The 13,794-nt window shown below is 69.9% G+C and carries 14 protein-coding genes, 1 pseudogene and 1 riboswitch; of the genes and pseudogenes, 3 read left to right on the forward strand and 12 right to left on the reverse strand.

Going from position 1 to position 13,794, the window contains the following annotated elements; translation table 11 throughout:
* The first annotated feature begins 199 nt into the window (after window positions 1-199).
* Both AB0B82_RS08060 and AB0B82_RS08065 read left to right on the forward strand, forming a co-directional pair.
* Window positions 200-529, forward strand: coding sequence for a PadR family transcriptional regulator (locus tag AB0B82_RS08060; RefSeq protein WP_360163936.1), 330 nt, complete (start codon window positions 200-202; stop codon window positions 527-529).
* Complete coding sequence (locus AB0B82_RS08065) at window positions 526-1,737, forward strand: hypothetical protein (protein ID WP_360163938.1); 1,212 nt, start codon at window positions 526-528, stop codon at window positions 1,735-1,737. The genes AB0B82_RS08060 and AB0B82_RS08065 overlap by 4 nt, the downstream gene beginning before the upstream one ends.
* A 1-nt stretch (window position 1,738) precedes the next feature.
* Here AB0B82_RS08065 and AB0B82_RS08070 read toward each other — a convergent pair whose 3' ends face one another.
* The 9 genes and pseudogenes from AB0B82_RS08070 to AB0B82_RS08110 all read right to left on the reverse strand — a co-directional run bounded on the left by AB0B82_RS08070 (window position 1,739) and on the right by AB0B82_RS08110 (window position 9,991).
* On the reverse strand, window positions 1,739-2,464 hold the full coding sequence (locus AB0B82_RS08070; RefSeq protein WP_360163940.1) for a GNAT family N-acetyltransferase: 726 nt from the start codon (window positions 2,462-2,464) through the stop codon (window positions 1,739-1,741).
* A 130-nt stretch (window positions 2,465-2,594) separates the two neighbouring features.
* Window positions 2,595-3,575, reverse strand: coding sequence for an adenylate/guanylate cyclase domain-containing protein (locus tag AB0B82_RS08075; protein ID WP_360163942.1), 981 nt, complete (start codon window positions 3,573-3,575; stop codon window positions 2,595-2,597).
* A complete protein-coding gene (locus AB0B82_RS08080) occupies window positions 3,565-3,963 on the reverse strand; it encodes a cyclic nucleotide-binding domain-containing protein (RefSeq protein ID WP_360163944.1) in 399 nt (132 codons plus the stop codon). Before AB0B82_RS08080 ends, AB0B82_RS08075 begins: the two co-directional genes overlap by 11 nt.
* A gap of 24 nt (window positions 3,964-3,987) precedes the next feature.
* Window positions 3,988-4,758: a class I SAM-dependent methyltransferase gene (locus AB0B82_RS08085; RefSeq protein WP_360163946.1), complete on the reverse strand. Its 771-nt coding sequence runs from the start codon at window positions 4,756-4,758 to the stop codon at window positions 3,988-3,990.
* Window positions 4,749-5,096, reverse strand: coding sequence for a 3,4-dihydroxy-2-butanone-4-phosphate synthase (locus tag AB0B82_RS08090; protein ID WP_360163948.1), 348 nt, complete (start codon window positions 5,094-5,096; stop codon window positions 4,749-4,751). The genes AB0B82_RS08085 and AB0B82_RS08090 overlap by 10 nt, the downstream gene beginning before the upstream one ends.
* Window positions 5,097-5,187: 91 nt before the next feature.
* Window positions 5,188-5,952, reverse strand: a pseudogene (locus tag AB0B82_RS08095) (3,4-dihydroxy-2-butanone 4-phosphate synthase); the annotation flags it as partial.
* Window positions 5,953-6,147: 195 nt separating this feature from the next.
* Window positions 6,148-7,503, reverse strand: a complete 1,356-nt coding sequence (locus AB0B82_RS08100; RefSeq protein WP_360163950.1) for a threonine/serine exporter family protein — start codon at window positions 7,501-7,503, stop codon at window positions 6,148-6,150.
* Window positions 7,493-8,470, reverse strand: a complete 978-nt coding sequence (locus tag AB0B82_RS08105; RefSeq protein WP_360163952.1) for a sugar-binding transcriptional regulator — start codon at window positions 8,468-8,470, stop codon at window positions 7,493-7,495. The genes AB0B82_RS08100 and AB0B82_RS08105 overlap by 11 nt, the downstream gene beginning before the upstream one ends.
* Before the next feature lie 42 nt (window positions 8,471-8,512).
* On the reverse strand, window positions 8,513-9,991 hold the full coding sequence (locus AB0B82_RS08110; protein ID WP_360163954.1) for a DUF4038 domain-containing protein: 1,479 nt from the start codon (window positions 9,989-9,991) through the stop codon (window positions 8,513-8,515).
* 47 nt (window positions 9,992-10,038) lie between these two features.
* Window positions 10,039-10,172: riboswitch (FMN riboswitch) on the forward strand.
* A gap of 93 nt (window positions 10,173-10,265) precedes the next feature.
* Between AB0B82_RS08110 and ribB the strand changes: the two genes are divergently transcribed.
* Entirely contained in the window at window positions 10,266-10,892 is a 627-nt protein-coding gene (ribB, locus tag AB0B82_RS08115; protein ID WP_360163956.1) for a 3,4-dihydroxy-2-butanone-4-phosphate synthase, read from the forward strand.
* Here the strand turns inward: ribB and AB0B82_RS08120 are convergent.
* From AB0B82_RS08120 to AB0B82_RS08130, 3 genes are read right to left on the reverse strand one after another with little or no spacing between them, the layout of a single operon-like run.
* Window positions 10,876-11,862 carry a transketolase C-terminal domain-containing protein gene (locus AB0B82_RS08120; RefSeq protein WP_360163958.1) on the reverse strand — a complete coding sequence of 329 codons (987 nt, stop codon included), beginning with the start codon at window positions 11,860-11,862 and terminating at the stop codon, window positions 10,876-10,878. The two genes, ribB and AB0B82_RS08120, sit on opposite strands and share 17 nt — an antisense overlap.
* Window positions 11,859-12,770, reverse strand: a complete 912-nt coding sequence (locus tag AB0B82_RS08125) for a transketolase (RefSeq protein WP_360163960.1) — start codon at window positions 12,768-12,770, stop codon at window positions 11,859-11,861. The genes AB0B82_RS08120 and AB0B82_RS08125 overlap by 4 nt, the downstream gene beginning before the upstream one ends.
* The gene (locus AB0B82_RS08130; RefSeq protein WP_360163962.1) at window positions 12,767-13,762 is read right to left on the reverse strand and encodes a TIM barrel protein; all 996 of its coding nucleotides are present in this window, start codon (window positions 13,760-13,762) and stop codon (window positions 12,767-12,769) included. The genes AB0B82_RS08125 and AB0B82_RS08130 overlap by 4 nt, the downstream gene beginning before the upstream one ends.
* Window positions 13,763-13,794 lie beyond the last annotated feature (32 nt).

Genomic DNA, 13,794 nt, shown 5'->3' on the forward strand with positions numbered 1-13,794 from the left:
ACCCCGCGCCCGCCCGACAAAGCAAACCCGTCGCACCCGCCCTCCGTCCGCCGAGTCGTGGCGATTGGCTCCCACGACCTCCGCCGAGTCGTGGCGATTGGTGGTTGGCGGCCGCCGAAATCCACGACTCGGCGGATGGGGTTTGGTGTAGTACTCCGCAATGTGTAGTAGTGTTCGTGGCGGAACAGTGGAGGTGGGTGTGGATACGAGCCAGTTGCTCAAGGGGGTGCTGGATCTCGCGGTGCTGGCGGTGCTGCGGGACGGAGACGGTTATGGGTACGACGTGTTGCGCCGGTTGCGGGCGGCGGGGCTCGAGGATGTGGCGGACGCGTCGGTGTACGGGACGTTGCGGCGGCTGTTCCAGGCCGGGGCGCTGACGTCGTACGTGCAACCCAGCGAGGAAGGCCCGCACCGCAAGTACTACGGGCTGAACAAGCGCGGCCACGAACTGCTCGCCGAATCCGCCAAGACCTGGAACCACTTCGCCGACACGATGTCGGTACTGCTGTCGAAGAAGGAGGCCGCGTGAACAGCACCCTGACCGGAGCGGTCGCGAGCTACCTGACGCAGGTGCGTGCCGAGCTCAGCGATCTGCCGCCCGGCGAACTCGAGGACGTCCTCCAGGATGTCACCGACCATCTCAGCGAAGTGGCCGGCGAGCTCGGCGACAGTCCCTCCTTCGGCGACCTGCAGAACAGGCTCGGGACACCACGGCAGTACGCCGACGAACTGCGGACCGCGGCCGGCTACCCGGCCCGCACCGAGCCCGCCGGCGAGGATCAGCTCAAGGCGGCCGGACGGGCCCTGGTCTGGGGCCTGATCGCCGCGACCGTCGGCCCGTTCTTCGTCGCGGTCGCGATCTTCGCCTGGTCGCACGATCTGACCGCGTTCTTCGGCGTGGTCGGGTTCGGTGTGCTGTTCGCGGCGTCCACGCTCGGGCTGCGGGCTTTGCGCGACAACGACCCGCGGATCGTCCTGGACACTCCGCGGGGCGCTCGGGGCGCCGCGGCGATCCGGGGCTGGATCGACCAGATTCCCGACAACGTGCGGCACGAACTGGTGACGATCGGCCAGCCGGTCTGGTGGGTCGTGCGCGGCATGATCGGCGCCGGCGGATTCTTCGCGCTGTTCGGGGCGATGTCGGTGACCGTGGTCGGCGCGATCGCGGGCGCCGCGCTGTCGGTGTGGATCGGTCGCCGCACTCAGCAGGACCGGCGCTGGCTGTGGTACGTCGTACCGCTCAATGTGGTCGCGGCGGTCGTCGTCCCCGCGTTCCTGGCCGCGGCGTACGCCGGTGCGTCGTTCGGCTTCCTGAACAACTACGGCCGCGACGACAGGTCGAACTACTATCCGCCCGACGGCCTCACCCTGAACGGGAACCCGGTCACGAACATCTACCCGTTCGATGCCCAGGGCAACCAGCTCTCGGTCCGGCTGTACGACCAGGACGGGATGCCGATCAGCCTGCCGCTGCAGGACTGTGCGGCCAATTTCCGGAAGCGGCCGGTGGACACGTCGAGCAATGTGTTCCCGCAGGCCGTCGTCACGCCGGACGAGAACGGCGACTATCTGGCGGACGACCCGGACAAGTGCAAGGACACAACGACGGCGCCGTTCACGCCGCCACCCGCCCCTGTCGCCACGACGTCGGTCAGTCCGACGCCGACCCCGACACCCGCAGCGCCGACCGGGAAGTCGACGCCCGGGGTGACCCTCACCGTCAAGCCGACGAGGTGACTCAGGACACGTGCGCGAGCGACGCGGCCGCAACCCGCCGATAGGTGTAGCCCAGACGCCGGTACACCGCGATCGCGGCCGCGTTCTCGCCGTCCACCATCAACGCCGCCCGTCCGTGCCGCTTCACCAGCTCGGCGGTGACGAACCCGCACACCTGCCGCGACAGCCCCTTGCCCCGGGCAACAGGATGCGTGGCGACCCCGGCCAGGAACCCGACGCCGGGCGCACTCCACGCATCCGCCGCGACACTCAGCAGCTGCCCGCGCTCACCGGTCACCGCGGCCCATCGCCGTACACCGGGATGTCCGGGCCACGCGTACGACGTGGGCGAGGCCTCCGCGAGCAAGGCCTCGACGCCGTCGCCGCCGTCCAGCCAAGCAGCCGCTGTCGTCACCGACGGCGGCTCGTCCGCGTCCATCCAGCCGAAGGCCGCGGAGAACCGCAGACCCGGAACCCGCGCCGCCAACTCCCGCATCAGGCGCTCCTCGCCGAACGGCCGGTACGACGACCCGACCTCGGCGAGCACCTCGGTCGTCAGCCGCACCGCATCGTCCACCGGCCCGACCACAGCCAACCGGTCGTGCTTCGACACCTTCGGTGAAGCGACCGCCACCGCGGCACCCGACGCCCACACCCGGACTCCGGGACCGAACCCCTGAGCCGCCCACTCGACGATCGAATCCCCACTCGCCTGCCTCAGCTCAGCCGGCGTCCTGATCTCGCGCACGCACGCCACGGTATGTCACGCGTGTCAGCTCAACAGGACGTGTCCGCCGATCGGCTCGCCCTCGCAGCGCACCTCACCCTGTAAAAGACCAGGATCTGCAGACACGTCCTGTCGAAGTGACACACCGGCCCTAGTCCGCGCGCTGGATCGCATACGGGACCAGGTGCCGATAGCCGCGGACGGCGACCCGCCGCAATCGGTGGGTGCTGTAGTCCGGGTGACCGTCCAGGGCGGCCGCGAGTTCGCGGTCGCCGAGGACGCGGCCGGGTTTGCATTCGGTGGTGAGTCGGGCGGCCAGGTTCACCACCTCGCCGTAGACGTCCCCGAGCCGGATCAGGATCGTGCCGTACGCGAGCCCGATCCGCAGTTCCGGCAGACTCTCGTCGGCGTTCACCGCATCCTGCAGCGCGAGTGCGATCGCGGCGCCCTCGGCGGCGGTGTCGGCCACGAACAGCACCTCGTCGCCGATCGACTTGATCACCCGGCCGCCGTTCAGCGCGACCACGTCGGCGGCCGTGCCCTCGAACCGCTCGATCAGCTCACCCAGCTCGGTCTCGCTCAGCCGACGGGTCAGCCGGGTGAAGCTGACGATGTCCGCGAAGCCGACCGCCCGGATGCCGCGGGCGAGCTCGTCCGAACCGGCCATGGCCCGGCCGGCCGCGGCCGCCAGGTGCCGGCGCCAGGCGTAGGTCTGCAGCCGTTCCATGGCCGGCAGCAACAATCCGGCGACCTCGATCGCCTCGTCCGCGGACAGCTTCGACCCGGCGAGGAAGTCCAGGAACATCGCCGACTGCCAGGACGCCAGCCGGGACTGCGTCTGGCCGAGTTTGCGGGCGAGCGAGGACTCCACCGACGCCTCGATGAACCCGTCGTCCTCGAGCGCCACGACCAGCCGCAGCGCCTCGACGTCGTCATCGGTAAAGGCGATCTCGTCGTCGGGCACGGTCGCGAATCCGAGCGCGTGCCACATCCGCTCGGCCCGCTCGATCGAGATCCCGGCCCGTTCGGCCACCTGGATCCGGGTGAACTTCCGCTCGCCGCCCAGCAGGGTCCGCTCGAACTCGCGCTGCATACTCGCGAGATCGACCACCCGCTCCGGCTCAGGAACCACCGCGGCGCTCGGCGATGGTGGCGTCGATGGCGTCCCGGAACGCCGGCAGCCGGCGGGTGAGGTCGTCGAACTTCTCCCGGGTGAAGTGCAGCAGTTGCAGCCGCGACTTCGCGGTGACGGTTGCCGTCCGCAACGTGTTCTTCCGGACCGCGACCTCACCGGCGATGTCCCCCGGGCCGAGCTCAGCGATCTCCACGCCCTTCTCCCGGACCGCCGCGGTGCCACTGAGGATCAGGTACGCCGCGTCCGGCGGCGTCTGTTCGAGGATCAGCGACCAGCCGGCCGGTACCGACACCTCTTCACCCGCACGGAAAATCTCCCTGATCTCGCGTCCGGACAGATCCGCGAACAGCGGCAGGTCCCGTGGGGACGTCCTACCCAGTGCCACGTCGATCCTCCTCGTCGGCCCCGCTCAACCCAGGTCGGTGCGGTGCCCGCCGGGCTGCTCCGGCGGTCCGCCGATGTTTCCAGTCGGTAACTCTAACGCACGCGCGGCGACCAGGAGGATCGGCGGGCGGCGGCGGTGGATGGCGAGTTCGGGGTGGGCCGCAACATGTTCGGCGGTCGGCACGGGCTCGTCGAGGCGCTCGACCCACAGGCCGTGCCGGCGGAGCGTGGTCACGACGGTCCCGATCGTCCGGTGATACTTCACCACGCCCGCGACGAACCAGGTCCGCTCGCGCCGCCCCTCGTCCGCGTAGTCGTCGACCACGCAGTCCGCGGCCACGACCGGCGCCGTCACCATCGGATGCTCGATCGTGAACACGAACGCCCCGCCCGGCACGAGCCAGCGCGCGACCCGTGCCACCAGATCGTCGAAATCCTCCACATAGTGCAGCGCCAGACTGCTCACGACCAGTTCCACCGACTCATGCGGTACGTCGAAGTCGGCGAAGTCGGCGCGCCGGTACCGGACCCGCGGATGCGGATGTGCCGCCGCCAGCATCCGCTCCGACGCGTCGACCGCCAGCACGTCCACGGCCCCCGCCTCGGCGAGCCGAACCGCCAGGTCGCCTTCACCGCAGCCAAGATCCACCACGCGCGCCCCGGCGACCGGCGGAAGGGCCGCGGTCATCGCGGGAATCTCCAACGGCTCATTGAGGGCCCGGCCCGATCGACGCAGCCGCCGGTAGCCGTCCAGGAAGGCGGGATCGTCGTACAGCGCGTTGCCTTTCACAACCATCGGGCCAGGTCGTGGATGTCGATCATCGGCAGCTCCCAGCGGAGCGCGAACTGTTCGAGGTCCGCGGCACCGGCCATCACGCCATCCGGACGCATCACCTCACAGCAGACGCCGACGGGCGCGAGACCTGCGGCCTTGCACAGGGCAACGGTCGCCTCGGTGTGCCCGCGGCGCTCGGACAGCAACCCGGGGCGGGCCGCGAGCGGGAACACGTGCCCCGGCCGAAGGAAGTCCTCGGGCGCCGCATCCGGCGACGCCAACCGCCGTACGGTCGCGGCGCGCTCGGCGGCCGACACCCCTGTCCCCGGCGCCGACGCAAGGTCGACTGGCACATGCATCGCCGTACCCTGGCGGTCGCCTTCGCCCCGGAATGGGGTCGATCTTCAGCCGGCGCAGTACGTCGGCGTCGCACGGGATCGTGGTGTGACCGCAGGCCTGCGTCAGCAGGAACCGCATCGCCTCGGGACGGAACCGCTCGCCGGCGAACACCACATCGCCTTCGCCCTCCGCGGTGGGATCCCAGACGACCACTCCACCGCCGGCAGCGATCTGCGCGACCACCTTCTGGACACCGATCTCACCGCTGAGGTGTCCGGCCCACGGCAGCCGCGCGACCGCACGCATCAGCTCGGGACCGTGCTGATCGCGCGCCATTCGCACCAGCAGGTCGCTCTCGAGGTTGACCCGATCCCCCGCGACCAGCGCACCGAGCTTCGTCTTCGCGAGTGTGTTCGGCACGAGGACGACCGAGAACCGGTCCTTCAGCAATTCGGCCACGGTCACGCTGACACCGTCGATCGCGACCGAGGTTTTCGCCACCAGGCGGGCCAGCAGGCGTTCCGGCGGTTTGATCCAGACGCGCTGCCCGCCCGGCTCCACGTCCACCCGCAGGATCTTGCCGACGCCTTCGACGTGCCCTTGGACCAGGTGGCCGTCGATGCGCTCGCCGATCGCCACCGGCAACTGGACGTGCATCGTCGCACCGACAGCGATCCGGTCCAGCGTTGTCCGGCGTTTGGTCTCGTCGGTGACGACCACGTGGATCTCGCCGAGCGGCGCCGGCTCCGCGGTGAACCTGATGCCGTCGAGGCACACCGCACCGCCCGGATCGACGGGGACGTCCGACGTCACCCGCAGCAGGTCGCCCTGGATTCCGGCGACGGTCCCGACGTGCTCAATTCGTCCTGTGAACATGCTTCGCTCTCCACCAACTCACGATGGGCCAGGGACGCGAGGTCCGAGCTGAAGCGGGGTATCACCGCGTGGCCCCGGTCGCACCGGGTCACTCCGCCTCGCGGCGAAGCCGACGGGCCTGGATCAAAGTCCAACCGTCACACCGTGGAATCGCACCAAACGGCAGTAAACCACACCCACAGCGACAACCGGCGGCTACGCGGCTCGGCGGCGGCGCCTGGTGGTACGGGTGGTGCGTCCGGTCCGGCGCCGGATCGGACGGCGGGGGCCGACCAGCCGCGGACCGGCCAGGCGGTCCTCGAGGCGGCGCGCCTCGCGGCGGATCGGCTGGGCGACGTACTCACCGAGGATCAGCCCGGAGGCGAGCGCGACGCCGATCGCGACCGCGGTGGTCAGGCTCACGATGCCGACCACCTGGCCGGCGTTCATCAGCTCGTAGAGGCCCTTGTAGATCGTCAGTCCGGGCAGCAACGGGATCGACCCGGCGACGACCACGACCAGCGGCGGTACGCCGGTCCGGCGGCCACCGGAGTACCCGCCGAGGCCGACGACGAAGGCCGCAGCGGCCGTGGACCACGCCGGGCCGAAGGACGCGCGCGTCATCAGCGTGAACACCAGCGAGGCGAGTGCGCCCATCACGGCGACGGGCAGCAGCGCCCGCAGCGGTGCGTACGTCGCATACGCGAACGAGACCGCCATCACCGCGCCGGACAGCACCATGATCGGCAGGTTCGCCAGCTGGACGGTCTGCGGCTCGACGCCCACGCGCATCCCGAACTTCACCGCGAGCGAGAGGCCGAGTGAGACGCCGGCGATGATGCCGCCGGTCAGCAGCATCGCCTCGAGCAACCGGGCCGCGGCGGTCACGTAGTACCCGGTGATGGCGTCCTGGACCGCACCGGTGAGGGCGATTCCGGCCAGCAGCAGGATGATGCCTGCGGCAACGACGAGCGATGGTTTCACCGGCGCGTGGACGGCGTACAGACCGAGCGCGACGGCGGTTGCCACGAACGCGCCGATCACCTGTTGGTAGAACGCCGGCAGCCGCTGGCGGCTGAACCATCGGTTGCTCGACTCGATCACGACCGCGGTCAGCACCGCGATCAGGGTGATCAGCCAGCCGCCGCCGAGCAGCAGCGTGGCGCCGCCGGCCATGCCGCCCCAGCCGAGCAGCGAGCTCCACCGTGGGTACGGCGGGCCCGCCGACGTGATCCGGGCGAGTTCGCGGGACGCCTCCTCGCGGGTCAGGTCGCCGCGGGCCAGGCGCCGGACCAGCCGATCGACCTCGGTCAGCCGGGAGAAGTCCTGCGAGCGGTACCGGACCAGCCGGATGTGCGTCTCCGGTGCCACGTCCGGCGCGGCCTGGTACGAGACCGCCATCGACGTGAACGTGATGTCCACCTCGCACCCGCGCAGCCCGCCGGCCGCGGTCACCCCGAGGATTGTCGCGGTGGCATCCGCCGTCCCGGCGCCGCTGGACAGCAGCACCTCACCGACCCGCAACGCCAGGTCGATGGTGGCGTAGACCTCCCGCTGCTCGTCAGGCTCCATCGAGCAGACGATTGGCCATCGCCAGGTCGGTGATCAAGATGTTCACCCAGCCGCCGAGGAGGGCGGCGCGGATCGCGGAGTACTTCCGCTCGCCGCCGGCCACGCCGATCCGGCGTGGCACCGCCAGCAACTCCTTCGCGGTCACCCCGATGACCCGTTGGTCGAACGTCGAACGCACGAGCTTTCCCTCTTCGTCGAAGAACCGGAAACACACGTCCCCGACGGCTCCGAGCCGGCGCAGCTCGTCCTGGTCGGCCTCCGCGACCGCGTTGCCGCTGCGCTGCAGCAGCGGCGAGGGCTCGAGGCTGCCGATACCGACCAGGGCGTCGGTGAGCTGTCCCCAGGTGCCCAGAACGTCCCGAACGGACACATCGTTCATCATCGCCCGGCGCACCGCGGGCGTCCCGACCAGGCCGGGCGCGGGCAGGTAGACCGGCATCCCACCGGTCAGCTCGGCGAACCGCGCGGTCAGCCGGGTGGCCTGCATCTGTACTGCGGCGTCACCCAGACCGCCCACGATCTGGACCACCTTGTCGACCACCGGGACGCTCTTGCGCGGCATCCGGTCGACGGCGGCGATCAACGTCTCGCTCCAGGACGAGATCCCGACCACGTGGCCGCCGGTCAGCGTCATGTCCAGGTACGCCGCCGCGCCCGAGCCGAGCGCGGGCAGTACGTCGTCCCCGACGCCGAGCGTGTCGACGACGACCGTGTCCCGCAGCCCGTACTTGCCCTGCAGCTCGTCCTCGAGGTCGCTGTGGACGCCGCTCGGCATCGTTACCACCGTGTGTACGATGCCGACATCCACGGCCTGCTTCAGCATCCGCGACACGCGCGCCTGGGACAGGTTGAGCTCGGCTGCGATCTGCGGCTGCCGGATGCCCTTCTCGTGGTACATCCGGGCCACTTTCGCGAGCAGCCGCAGCTCGTCCAGCCCGGGCCGGCGCACTGCGCGGTTGCTGTTCACGGAACCCCCTTCACTCCGGTATCACTGCGGCGACGAGAAGGACTATAGGCAGATGTAGACCCGCGGCGCCCCGCCCGCGTCCGGCAGCGGACGGTCCGCGGCCTCGCGTTTCCCGGTCGCGACCACCGAACCGTCGCGCGGATCGACGATCGTGTAGCCCAGCGGAACGGTGTCGTCGAAGACCATCACCGGCCCGCCGTGCTCCCGGTACACGATCAGGCCACCGCCCGGCAGGGTCAACGCACGACCCGAGATCGCTCGGGTCCAGTCCGGCACCATGTCGGTTGTCGGCAGCCCGGCCAGGATCTTCCCGAGCAGGCCGACGTACGTCGATCCCTCGAAGCCGAGTGCCTCGCGCCAGCCCGCGCCCGGCGCGACGAAGTACTCCGGGTGGCCCGGCTCGTCCGGATGCAACCGCCACTGCCACAGGCTGCCGGCACCGTAGACGACGCCCATCGTGCCGCCCGCGCACAGGTTGCTCCACGCCTCGTGGCCCTGCCACCAGCCCTCGGCGACGCCGGTCCGCCCGGTGTGTTCGTACGTCGGTTCGCCGTTCGCGACCGCTTTCACGGGCTGGTTGCGCCACATGTCCGCGACCCGCTCCTGGACGTGTTCGCCGTTGTGACCGGTCTGGCACCACTGGAAGTCCAGCCAGTCGGCGTCCTGATGGGCGTTGGCGTGGATGTGCGGCCGGTAGTGGATGCCGGTCGGCTGCGCGTAGCAGTCGATCGCGTGGACCTCGGCGCCACCGGCCGCGGTCTGCGGCTCGGTCCCCGTACCGTCGCCGCCGACCAGGTAGATCGCCGGCCGCGCGCCGTACCGCGCGACGAGATACCGGCAGTACGCGGCGTACTCCGCCGGCGGTACGACGGTGCCCGCGACGTCGAGGCCCTTCCAGCCGAAGCCGTGGAACACGGGCTGCAGCACCGGGACGATGCCGTGGTCGACGAGGATCGCGAGCAGCTCGTCGAGGTACTGGAAGTACTCGACGTTCAGCTTGGTCAGACGGCCGTCGGGGAGGTCCTCGAAGCCGACGCCGAACCCTTCGTCCTGGGTGCGGTCGCGGGGCCCGACCGCCCGCATGTCGGGTTGCACGGTCATCAACAGGACCGCGTTGAAGCCTTTGGACTTGCGGTCCGCGGCGTACTCCCGGACCTGGTCGGGTGTGGCGCGCCAAGGCAGCGCCCAGGCGGTGTCCGCGACCAGGAGTGCCGGGGTGCCGTCGGCGTGGACCAGGCTGCGGCCGCCGGGTGACATTTTCCAGAAGCCGTGCGCGTAGAACGGATTGCTTTCGCCGTCGGGCGCGGGTGACACGTCGAACTCGCCGGACTCGGAGCCGCTCGCCCAGCGCCACCGCCCGGCCAGCGGCGCCGCGAAGCGGACCTTGCGGTGCGCGTCACCGTCGTCGAACGTTGGCCGCCGCAGCACGAGACCGCTGTCGTGCTCGAACTCGACCGCCTCACCGGTGGCGACGAGCTCGACTTCACGCCAGACGGATGAGCGGAGAGATGAGATGGACATGACACTCCTGGAAGGCTGGATGCGGTTAAGCTGAGGCTGGAAAGAACACACGTGCTCTGGGGTCGGTGAAATTCCGAGCCGGCGGTGACAGTCCGCGACCCGTGACTCCGCGAGGAGGAGCGGTTGACCCGGTGGAACTCCGGGACCGACGGTGAAAGTCCGGATGGGAAGACGCACGTGACAGCTGCACGTCCCGGTCGCGAGGTCGGACCAGGCGTGGAGCGTGTCGTTGCCCCGGAGTGCCGTTCAGTGCGCTGCCGAGAGGACACCGACCGTGAACACCGTCACCAAGATCGCACCTCAGCTGGACACCGTCGACCACGCCGTCGCGGAGCTGGCCGCGGGACGCCCGGTCGTGGTCGTCGACGACGAGAACCGCGAGAACGAGGGCGACCTCACGTTCGCCGCGAGCCTCGCGACCCCCGAGTTGATGGCCCTGCTCGTCCGGTACACCAGCGGCTACGTCTGCGCGCCGGCCGCGTCCGAAGTGCTCGATCGGCTCGAGCTGCCGTTGATGGTGCCCGACAACCAGGACAGCCTGCGGACGGCGTACACGGTGTCGGTGGACGCGGCCACCGGCGTCGGCACGGGTATCTCCGCGGCCGACCGGGCGCGGACCGTTCGCGTGCTCGCCGATCCCTCGGCGCAACCCGCGGACCTGATCCGGCCCGGCCACATCCTGCCGCTGCGGGCCGTCGACGGCGGTGTCCGGCAGCGGCCCGGCCACACCGAGGCGACTGTCGAGCTGGTCCGCCTGGCCGGCCTGCCGCCGGTCGGGGTGATCGGCGAGCTCATGAACGACGACGGCACCCTGATGACCGGTGCGGACCTGCGGACGTTCGCCGACGCTCATGGCTTCGCGATGATCTCGATCGCCGATCTGGTCAGCTACCTGGGCTGAGCAGCTTCGACGGGTTGAGCAGCTTGCGGGCGGCGTCGGCGATGCCGTCGGCCGAGAGGCCGTAGCGGTCCAGCAGGTAACCGGCCGACCCGGTCGGCGCGAACTCGTCGATCCCCAGCATCGTCACCCGCGCCGGGTGGTGCTGTACGACGGTTTCCGCCACCGCGCCGCCGAGTCCGCCGCCCGGCACCGCCTCCTCGGCGGTCACGATGCCGGCCGTCTCCCGCGCGGCCGCGACCACGGCGTCGACGTCCAGCGGTTTCACGGTCGGCATCGACAGCACCCGGGCCGAGATCCCTTCCGCCTCGAGCTGTTCGGCCGCGGCGAGCGCCCGCCACAACACGGTTCCGTTGCTGATCAGCGTGACGTCGTCGCCCGCGCGGACCGTGATCGCCTGGCCGATCCGGAACTCGTAGTCGTCGCCATAAACCTGCGGCACGCTCATCCGGCTGACCCGGATGAACACCGGCCCCTGGGAGGCGGCGGCCCAGCGCAGTGCGGCGGCGGTCTCGATCGGGTCGGCCGGCACGATCACGGTCATGTTCGCGATCGCGCGCAGCCAGGCGATGTCCTCGATCGAGTGGTGCGTCGGCCCGAGTTCGCCGTACGCGACGCCCGGGCTCATCCCGCACAGCTTCACGTTGGTGTTCGAGTACGCGACGTCGGCCTTGATCTGCTCGAGCGCGCGCCCGGTGAGGAAGCAGGACGCCGCCGACACGAACGGGATCCGGCCGCCGTTGGCCAGCCCGGAGGCCACCCCGACCATGTCCTGCTCGGCGATCCCGACGTTGATCAGCCGGTCCGGGAACGCCTTGCGGAAGCTGTTCAGCTTGCTCGACCCGACCGAGTCGTTGACGACGCCAACGATCCGGTGGTCCGCCTCGGCCAGCTCGGCGAGCGTCGCGACGTAGGCGTCCCGGCAGTCGTACCTGGGCCGATCGGCGATCGACGGGGTCTGTACAGCTGTCATGCCGGCTCCTTGGCATATCCGGGAACAACCGTTTCCAGCTCGGTCAGCGCCTGCTGGAACTCCGCCGCGTCCGGCACCCGGTGGTGCCAGGCGACGTTGTTGCTCATGAACGAAATCGGGTGGCCCTTGTGCGTGTGGGCGATCACGAACGTCGGCTTGCCGGGCCGAAACGGTACCGACGACAGCACGTCCAGCAGCTCGCCGTGGTCGTGCCCGTTCACCTCGACCACCGCGAACCCGAACGCGGCCGCCTTCTCCGGCAGCGGGTCGAGGTCGTTGGTCTCCTTGGTGGTCGCGCCCTGCTGCAGCCGGTTCCGGTCGACGATCACGGTCAGCCGATCGAGCTGGTACTGCGAGGCCGCCATCATCGCCTCCCAGTTCGAGCCCTCCTGCAGCTCGCCGTCACCGACCAGCACATAGGTACGGCGCAGCGAGACGTCGAGTTTTGCCGACAGCGCGTGCCCGACCGCGACCGGGAGGCCGTGCCCGAGCGGGCCGGTGTTGGCCTCGACGCCGGCCACCTTGTTCCGGTTCGGGTGCCCGTTCAGCGCGGACAACGGCTTGAGGAACGTCGCCAGCTCCTCGACCGGCAGGAACCCGAATGCCGCGAGCGTGGTGTACAGCGCCCCGGCGACATGGCCCTTGCTCAGGATGAACCGGTCCCGCTCCGGGTCGTGCACCGTGTCGGGCGTGATGTCGAGCACCGCGCCGTACAGCGTGGCCAGGATGTCGATCGCGGAGAAGTCACCGCCGATGTGCCCCGCGCCGGCGTGGTGAACCAGCTTGAGGTCCTGGATCCGGATCTGCTTGGCAGCCTCGGCGATGTGCACGATCTGCTCGGCCCTACTGCTGTGAATCGGCAGCCGGCCGAGCACGGGCATCGTCGTGTGCTCTTGGGTCAGCGTCATGCCAGATCCGCCATCGAACTCAGCAGGACCTTCTGCACCAGGCGTTGCGCGGCGAGGGCGTCGTGGGAGGCCTGCGCCGCCGCGAGCGCGTCCTCGTCCAGTACGTCGAGCGCGTGGTGGACCGCCTTGAGGAAGCGGATCGCCTGCTTGGCGGCCTCGACGCTGTCCTCGCGGAACGGGAACTGGTCGAGCTGCCAGACGCCGTCCCAGTTGTTCTTGCGCAGCGTGTGGAAGAACTCGAACGTCTCGACCAGGTGGACCGAGCCGACCACCATGTCGTCGTCCCAGCCGCGCAGGTTGTCGTTGACGTCGATCGCGAACAGCCGGCCGTAGTCGATCGCCAGCTGCGCCGCGTCGGCCGGCGTCTCCTGGCCGTACAACGAGTGGCCGAAGTCGAGCAGGATGCCGAGGTTGGGCAGGCCGATCTTCTCGATCCCGAGCAGCGTCCGGGCGACGTTCGGGAAGATGATCTTCACCCGCGGCTCGCGCGGCTTGTACTCGATCACGAAGTTGATGTCCGGGTGCGCGGACACCAGTTCCTTGAGGCCGTCCAGGGCAAGGTTCCAGATGTCGTGATAGTTCACCTGGAACGGGTAGTCCCAGCCGTCCTGGCCCGGCCACAGCTTCACGTACGAGCAGCCCAGGTCCTTGGCCAGCTCGGTGGCGTCGTTGAGCAGCTCGAGCGCCTGCTGCCGGACCTTCGGATCCGGGTTGGTGATCGACCCCTTGACGAAGTCACGGGTGTAGATCTCCGGCGTGATCGCGATCGCCTTGAGGTTGTTCCGCTGCAGCGCGGCCTTCACCTCGTCCAGCGTCCCGTCGTACCCGGCGAACGGCCAGTTCAGGTCGACCACCGACAGATCGCCGACGGCACCCGCCTTGTCGATCTGCTCGAGCAGCCCGACCGGTTCGCCGTACCCGTCGGTGGCGTAACGGTCCTTGTAGGTCGCGAAGTGCCAGATACCAGCGCCGAAAACCGGCATGTCAGTCATGAGTTTCTCCTAGAGGTGGGGCGGGGTGTACG

It is taken from the genome of Kribbella sp. NPDC048915, from assembly GCF_040649595.1.
Taxonomy (GTDB): Bacteria; Actinomycetota; Actinomycetes; order Propionibacteriales; family Kribbellaceae; genus Kribbella.

What these genes read in the sequence shown, in the direction of transcription:
- AB0B82_RS08085 (WP_360163946.1), bottom strand. Translation starts at nt 4,758, where the DNA reads ATGGTTGTGAAAGGCAACGCGCTGTACGACGATCCCGCCTTCCTGGAC.
- AB0B82_RS08090 (WP_360163948.1), bottom strand. Translation starts at nt 5,096, where the DNA reads ATGCATGTGCCAGTCGACCTTGCGTCGGCGCCGGGGACAGGGGTGTCG.
- AB0B82_RS08100 (WP_360163950.1), bottom strand. Translation starts at nt 7,503, where the DNA reads ATGGAGCCTGACGAGCAGCGGGAGGTCTACGCCACCATCGACCTGGCG.
- AB0B82_RS08110 (WP_360163954.1), bottom strand. Translation starts at nt 9,991, where the DNA reads ATGTCCATCTCATCTCTCCGCTCATCCGTCTGGCGTGAAGTCGAGCTC.
- AB0B82_RS08120 (WP_360163958.1), bottom strand. Translation starts at nt 11,862, where the DNA reads ATGACAGCTGTACAGACCCCGTCGATCGCCGATCGGCCCAGGTACGAC.
- AB0B82_RS08125 (WP_360163960.1), bottom strand. Translation starts at nt 12,770, where the DNA reads ATGACGCTGACCCAAGAGCACACGACGATGCCCGTGCTCGGCCGGCTG.
- AB0B82_RS08130 (WP_360163962.1), bottom strand. Translation starts at nt 13,762, where the DNA reads ATGACTGACATGCCGGTTTTCGGCGCTGGTATCTGGCACTTCGCGACC.